Origin of the sequence: Streptomyces hokutonensis (genome assembly GCF_042751305.1) — a bacterium.
In the GTDB taxonomy this organism is placed as follows: domain Bacteria; phylum Actinomycetota; class Actinomycetes; order Streptomycetales; family Streptomycetaceae; genus Streptomyces; species Streptomyces hokutonensis_A.
The window spans coordinates 109,228-115,970 of record NZ_JBHYWD010000024.1; the positions used below are offsets into that span (position 1 = coordinate 109,228).

Annotated in this window: 6 protein-coding genes; 2 read left to right on the forward strand and 4 right to left on the reverse strand. The window is 71.7% G+C overall.

What is annotated here, in order from left to right; translation table 11 throughout:
* Positions 1–105 precede the first annotated feature (105 nt).
* Complete coding sequence (locus ACFXC1_RS41345) at positions 106–3,558, forward strand: NACHT and WD repeat domain-containing protein (RefSeq protein WP_381252853.1); 3,453 nt, start codon at positions 106–108, stop codon at positions 3,556–3,558.
* 98 nt (positions 3,559–3,656) lie between these two features.
* Here ACFXC1_RS41345 and ACFXC1_RS41350 read toward each other — a convergent pair whose 3' ends face one another.
* On the reverse strand, positions 3,657–3,860 hold the full coding sequence (locus tag ACFXC1_RS41350) for a hypothetical protein (RefSeq protein WP_381252856.1): 204 nt from the start codon (positions 3,858–3,860) through the stop codon (positions 3,657–3,659).
* A 210-nt stretch (positions 3,861–4,070) separates the two neighbouring features.
* On the reverse strand, positions 4,071–4,814 hold the full coding sequence (locus ACFXC1_RS41355; RefSeq protein ID WP_381252858.1) for an SDR family oxidoreductase: 744 nt from the start codon (positions 4,812–4,814) through the stop codon (positions 4,071–4,073).
* A 95-nt stretch (positions 4,815–4,909) separates the two neighbouring features.
* On the opposite strand from ACFXC1_RS41355, the gene ACFXC1_RS41360 reads away from it, so the two are divergent.
* On the forward strand, positions 4,910–5,470 hold the full coding sequence (locus tag ACFXC1_RS41360; RefSeq protein ID WP_381252861.1) for a TetR/AcrR family transcriptional regulator: 561 nt from the start codon (positions 4,910–4,912) through the stop codon (positions 5,468–5,470).
* Between the two features lie 287 nt (positions 5,471–5,757).
* On the opposite strand, the gene ACFXC1_RS41365 is transcribed toward ACFXC1_RS41360, so the two are convergent.
* Both ACFXC1_RS41365 and ACFXC1_RS41370 read right to left on the reverse strand, forming a co-directional pair.
* Positions 5,758–6,336: a hypothetical protein gene (locus ACFXC1_RS41365; RefSeq protein ID WP_381252864.1), complete on the reverse strand. Its 579-nt coding sequence runs from the start codon at positions 6,334–6,336 to the stop codon at positions 5,758–5,760.
* On the reverse strand, positions 6,336–6,641 hold the full coding sequence (locus ACFXC1_RS41370) for a DUF6286 domain-containing protein (protein ID WP_381252867.1): 306 nt from the start codon (positions 6,639–6,641) through the stop codon (positions 6,336–6,338). Before ACFXC1_RS41370 ends, ACFXC1_RS41365 begins: the two co-directional genes overlap by 1 nt.
* Positions 6,642–6,743 lie beyond the last annotated feature (102 nt).

Here is a 6,743-nt window from a genome sequence, read left to right on the forward strand (position 1 = left end):
ACCGCCGACTGCCGACGTGCTCCTGACATGGTGACTGGTGAAGTGTCAGGATGCTGATGACAAGGGGCATTTGGGGGATTCATGCGGCAGCGCTCGTTGCTTCCTGTGCAGATTGTTGTGCTGGTCTCGGCGACTCTGCTGGAGGTCCTGGCCAACTTCGCCGCGAACGGGGCGCAGTCGCCGGTCGTCAGGCTGATCAGCCGGATCGCGCCGCTGGCGGTGGTGGTCCTGATCTGTGTGGTGATCGCGGGGCAGGTGGTCGTTCAGAAGCGCTCGAACCCTGCGGCTCCGCGACCTGCCTGGGACAGCGACCGCACCCCCTACCCGGGACTGGCCGCCTTCGACCGTGGCGACGCGGCGGTGTTCTTCGGCAGAGAGGACGAGATCGCGGGGATCATCCGGCGGCTGCACCTGTCCGCGCAGCAGCCCTCGGAGCGGTTCGTCTGTCTGACCGGTACCTCGGGCAGCGGCAAGAGTTCGCTGGTGCACGCGGGCGTGCTGCCCCGGCTGCTGGAGTCCCGGTGGCGGCTACTGCCCGTGATCGTGCCCGGCGCCGACCCCCTGCGGCATTTGGAGGAGGCGCTGGCGGCCGGGCCCCGCGGCACGGCCGCGGTCAGAGCAGGGCGCACCCTGCTGGTCGTCGACCAGTTGGAGGAACTGGTGACCGCCTCGCCAGCGGAGCAGCGCGAGCGCTTCCTGGGCGGGCTGGCCGAGGCGCTGAGGGAAGACCGCCGGCTGTGGGTGATGGCCACCCTGCGGGTGGAGTTCCTGCCGGAGTTCCTCGCCTCGGCACAGCAGGAGCTGTTCACCGCTCCCACCGCCCTCGGCACGATGAGCACCGCCGAGCTGGTGGCCGCTGTGGAGCAGCCCGCCCGGCTGGCCGGTGGCGCGTTCGAGCCGGGACTGGTCGCGCGGATCGTGGAGGACACCGGCACCGCCGACGCGCTGCCGCTCCTCGCCTACCTGCTGCGGGAGCTCTACCTCTCGGTCGGTGACTCCAAGATCGCCACCAAGGAGAGCTACCTGGCCCTGGGCGGCGTCACCGGCGCCCTCGCCCGTCAGGCCGACGAGGTCTTCGCCACGGTCGTGGACGAGCACGGCGCGGACACCGTACTGACCGCGCTGCTTCTGCTGGTGGGGATGGAGGCGGGCGAACCGGTCAAGCGCCGGGTGCCGACGGCGGAACTCTCGCCCACCGAGCGGGAGATCCTGCGGCCCTTCGACGCGGCCCGACTGCTGGTGGTCACCAGAGTCGACGACGTGCCCGCGGTCCAGGTCGCCCACGAGGCGCTGTTCCGGCAGTGGCCGCCGCTGCAGCAGCAGGTGACGGTCCGGGCCGAACTGCTCAAGAGCCGCAGCGAGTTGGAGCGCTGGGCCGCTGACTGGCAGGCTTCAGGACGCAGCCCCGACTACCTGCTCACCGGGGAGCGGCTGGCGATGGCCGGGCGCTGGCTGGCCGGCTTGGAGACCGCCGACGGCGCGACGGTGGCAGTGCGGGAACTGGTCGTGGCCTCGCGCAGCCGGGACCGGGACTTCCTGCTGCGGGTCTCGGAGTCGATCGGCCAGTACGTCCTGGCCAACGCCGAGCGCGAACCCGAGTTCGGCACTCTGCTGGCCGCGACCGTCCTCACCGAGTGCCCGCCCACCTCGACGGCGGTGCGCGCACTGATGACCGCGCTGGCCCACAACCACACCCGGGCGGTGCTGACCGGCCACCGGGCCGGGGTGCGCGCGATGTCCTGGTCCCCGGACGGTGTCTGGCTGGCGACCGGTTCGCTCGACGGCACCGTACGGCTGTGGGACGCGGCCACCGGAGCGGCGGGCGCGGTCCTGGAAGGCCACGGCGACGGCATCGTCGCGGTGCACTGGTCGCCTGACGCGCGGCTGCTGGCGACCGGTTCGCGGGACCGTACGGCCCGGGTCTGGGACCCGGCCACCGGCCGGACCGTCGCCGTGCTCGACGCGGCCACCGACACGGTGCGGGACGTCGCCTTCTCGCCCGACGGCGAGCTGCTGGCGACCTGTTCCAGGGACCGGCGGATCCGGATCTTCGCCACCGCCGGGTGGGCGCAGGTCGCCGAACCGGCCGGGCACAGCGACGAGATATACCAGCTGGCCTGGTCCCCGGACGGGGCTCGGCTGCTCTCCGCCGCCTACGACCGCAGCTACATCCTGTGGCTGCGGGAGAACTGGCGGCCGCAGCGGGTCGGGGACCGGCCCTCGGGCCATGCCACGCCGTTCGGCTGGACCGTGGACGGGGCCTTTCTGGTCTCCGGTGAGCAGTGGATCAAGGTGATCGACGCCGCCACCGGTCAGGTGCAGCGGGTCTTTCCCGAGCGGAGCGAACTGATCGTCAGCCTGCGCTGCTCACCGGCCGGCGACAGCTTCGCGCTGTCCTCACGCGGGCCCGAGGTGAGAATCCGTACGCTCGACCACGGCGACGTGCGGGCCAGACTCTGCGGTCACGCCACCCGGGTGGAGACGGTGGCCTGGTCACCGACCGGCGAGCAGCTGGCAGCCGGAGCGGAGGACGGCGCCGCCCGGATCTGGTCGGTCGACGTCCCCGGCGCGGAGCTGTACGCCACGGCCCGGCATCCGGGCCTGGTCACCGGCCTGGACCTGAGCCCGGACGGGGAGTTGATCGCCTCCGGGGCCGCGGACGGTGTGGTGCGGATCTGGAGCGCGCACGACGGCAGCCCGATAACCACCCTCGCCGGGCACGGCACCTCTGTCAACGACCTGCGCTGGCACCCGCACGGTGGGGCGCTGGCGAGCTGCGCGGACGACGACACGGTCCGGATCTGGAGGCCCGCCGAAGACGGAGCATGGGCCGGAGCGGAAGCCGGGACGGAGACCGTCCTCACCACCGAGGAGACCGTCGAGGCACTGGCCTGGTCACCGGACGGCGGACGGCTGGCCCTCGGGCGGCGGGACCAGCGGGCCACCGTGCTCGACGCCGGGACCGGGCAGGTGCTCGGCCGGTACGGCGAGCACTCCCAATGGGTCTGCGCCGTGGCCTGGTCGCCCAGCGCCGATCTGCTGGCGACCGGCTCGGACGACCATACGGCGCAGTTGTGGGACGTCGCCTCGGCCACCCTGCGGCACCGGCTGATCGGCCATCAGAGCTGGGTCGACGCGGTCACGTTCGCCCCGGACGGCGCACGGCTGGCGACCAGCTCGGCCGATCTCACGGTACGGCTGTGGGACACCGCCACCGGGGAGCAGGTCGCCGAGCTGCGCGGCCACGAGGCACGCATCCGCGCCGTCGCCTACGCCCCCGACGGACGGTTGCTGGCAACGGCCTCCGACGACCGCACGGTGCGCCTGTGGGACGCGCGCACCGGGCGGGAACATCGGGTGATCGGCATCCACCGGGACCGGGTCCAGCGGCTGGCCTGGTTCCCCGACGGCCGCCGGGTGGCCACCGCCTCCGAGGACGGGACCGTGCGCGTCTGGGGTGCCGGGGGAGACCTCGACGCTCTGCTGGCGACCGCAAGGGAACGCATCTTTCGCACGCTCACGCCGAACGAGCGCCGGACCCATCTGCTCCCCGAGTAGCCGGCCTGTGTCGCCTCGACGGGCATCAGCCTCCGTCCGCCGTCGAGGCCCCAACCTTGGTGCGGAGTGGTCGACGCGCGAAGTCCTTCCGGGGTTGATCAGGCGCGGAGACGGGCGGATTCTTCCTGTTGATCGAGTGCGCGTCGGTCGAGTCCGGCCGGCAGATCGACCAGGTCGGAGGTGGTGAACCTCCACCGGAACGGCTGTGCTGTGACGTTGTAGCGGTCTTCGAATGCTCCGAGCCGGTCCCGGACCTCGGCGAGGTGGCGGCCGACGCGGAGGCCGTGTCGTGGGCGCCGCACGCGACGGGTGACTGCACGGCGGACTCGCCGCATCCGGGCGGGGCTACCCCGAAGTGCAAGGACGGCTCGTGTTCCTGCGGTGACCACGCGCGAGGGACGTGCGCGCACCACCGGGGCGCGTCACGTGCTGTACAGGTAGCCGGCACATGGCTCTGTCGGTGAGGCCCGCGGGTTCTGTGCGTGGTGTGGGGGCGCCAGTTGCGGCAGGTGTCATGCCTGGACGGTGGGGCGCACGTTGATCTCGCCGATCTCGACGTCGCCGGGCTGCTCGATGGCGAAGGCCACCGCACGGGCGACCGCCGCCGGCGGGATGCCCATCGCGTCCATGTTCTTGCGCGTCTGCTCGCGGATGCGCGGGTCTGCCATGGAGTCGGCGAGATCGGTGCGGATGTATCCGGGCGAGATGGCTGTCGTGCGCACGACTCCGTCGGTGGACTCCCTGCGCAGCCCCTCGTGGACGGTGCGCACCGCGTTCTTGGTCGCGGCGTAGACAGCCATCGAGGGGGACACGCCGGACAGGCCGGCGACGGAGATGATGCTGACCAGGTGACCCGAGCCTTGCTCGCGGAAAGCGGGCAGCGCGGCGGCGATGCCGTTGAGGGTGCCGCGGAGGTTGACGTCGATCATGGCTGACCAGCCCTCGGTGTCGAGGTCGGCCAGCGGGCTGATCGGGGCGATGCCGGCGTTGTTGACCAGGACGTCGATACGGCCGTACTGGTCGATGGTGGTGGAGACCAGGTGCTGCAGGTCCCCGGCCTTGGTGACGTCGACGACGCATGTGGTGGCACGGCCCCCCTCCTCCCGGATGTCCTGGGCTATGGCGTCGATGCGCTCGCTGCGGCGCGCCGCGAGGACGACCGCGGCGCCGCGCCGGCCGAGGAGGCGGGCTGTGGCTTCGCCGATGCCGCCACTTGCTCCGGTGATGGCGACGGTCTTGCCGTGAAGAGAGAGCACTGCTGCCTCCAAGTAAAGTGGACACGTGTCCGGTGTGTGGTCCACCCTACCGGACACGTGTCCACTTGTTGGCGGCGGAACATCGGGAGAGACCTATGAGTGCGCCAGGACGCCGTCCGGACGCGGTGCAGAACCGGACCCGCATCGTCGAGGCCGCCCGCGCAGCCCTCGCCGAGTCCCAGCACGTCCACCTCAATGAGATCGCCAAGCGCGCCGGTGTGGGCCAGGGAACGCTCTACCGGAACTTCCCCAACCGCGAAGCGCTCCTTGCCGAGGTCTACCGGCGCGACGTCGAAGAACTCGTGACCGCCGCTCCCGCTCTGCTGGCGGAACACGAGCCCGTGGAAGCCCTGCGCCACTGGCTCGACCGAGTGATCGACTACGCCGAGATCAAGTACGGCGTCCTGGCGGCGCTCGAGCCGGCGGCGTGGCAAGGCCTTGTCGCCCACAGTCACAACCCCATCGAAGGTGCCCTCGGACACCTGCTGGACGCCGGGAAGGCTGCCGGTTCCCTCCGCACGGACGTGGACGCCCACGGGGTCCTCATACTCATCGCCTACCTCGGCCGACTGGGCCGGGACGAATGGGAATCAAGGGCACGGCCCCTGATGAACGTCATCCTCGACGGCCTTCGCCGCCACGACGCGGACCGGTGAGGGCGGCAGAGGGAACACGAAGGCAGACTCGGGGAGGTCCACGAGTCGGTTCTACGGCGTCTTGGGGACCAGTTGCGGCTGGGCGGTCCGATCAAGGATCCGGTGGGCTGGCTGATCGGCAAGGGGCCGCCTCAGCGGCAGGGCGCGGCGACGCGTTGTGCGACGACCGCATGCTGATCGACTCCCGCCGGGGCTGCCCGCGCTGTCAGGACCGGCAGGCCGGCCGCCTGCACTGGTGAAAGCGCACGGCCCGGCACACACGATCCGGCCGAGAGGTGGCCTGTGCTTCAGCGGATGTGTCGAACGTGGTGCGATCGGGTGCTGAGGCGGACGTGTGTATGGACGATGTAGGACGTGAGGGCACCCTCGGCTCGGTCGACGAGGGTGGTGAGGGCGGGCAGGACGCCGGCAGGGGTGACATCGGGGCCGAGCCACACGTGCATGCGTACGTGGAGGTGCCTGCGATGCACCAGCAGGCGGGTACGGCAGCCGGCGACTCCTGCGATAGCGACTGCCTGGTGGGTGATGGCGTCTTCCAGGGCGCCGGACCGCAGGGCGCTGTCCGGCGCGGACAGGGGCACTGTCGGGCGGGCACCGCTGCGCAGTTGTCGACTGCACCACAGGGCGAATACGACGGTCGCGACGATCGATCCCATCAGGAGGGTGGGTGTCCACCAGCCCTGCGTCCGAAGGCGGGGGAGTGCGTCCGCGTTCAGGAGCACGGCGTGTGCGCCGGGTCGGGGCCATGGAGCCGGAAGGTGCGGTGCCCAGGGGACGAGGGTGAGGGCCACTGATGCGATGGCGAGGAGGAACAGGCCGGCGAGGGCGAGGACGGCCCGGTTGAGGACCGTGCGCAGCCGTGGCATCAGAGGTTCATTCCTTCGAGGACTGTGCCGGTGGCACCGACGGACTGTCCGTTCTGAGTTGTCCCCTGGTGCGGCGCAGGTGTGGGTGGCGGGTCCCAGGAAGGTTGCGGTCGGACCCTGACTCGCAGTCGGGGTGCGTGGCGCAGGCTGCAGTCCCCCAGTGTTCGGCGCGCCGCTTCACGGGCTTTTTCGCGTGCGGTCGCGCGGTCGCCGAAGGCGAGGTGGGCGCGGACGGCGACGCGGTGACGCCGGACGCGTACCGTGACCGCGTCGATGCCTGCCGTCGCGGCCACCGCGTCCCGCACGAGGGCTGCGACGGGGGGGGGGGGGGCCGCCCCGGCCCACCCCGGGGGGGCGGGGGCCGGGGTGCCCCCCCGGGGGGCCGGGGGTGGTGGGGGGGAGGAGAA

What these genes read in the sequence shown, in the direction of transcription:
- ACFXC1_RS41360 (WP_381252861.1), top strand. Translation starts at nt 4,910, where the DNA reads ATGAGTGCGCCAGGACGCCGTCCGGACGCGGTGCAGAACCGGACCCGC.
- ACFXC1_RS41365 (WP_381252864.1), bottom strand. Translation starts at nt 6,336, where the DNA reads ATGCCACGGCTGCGCACGGTCCTCAACCGGGCCGTCCTCGCCCTCGCC.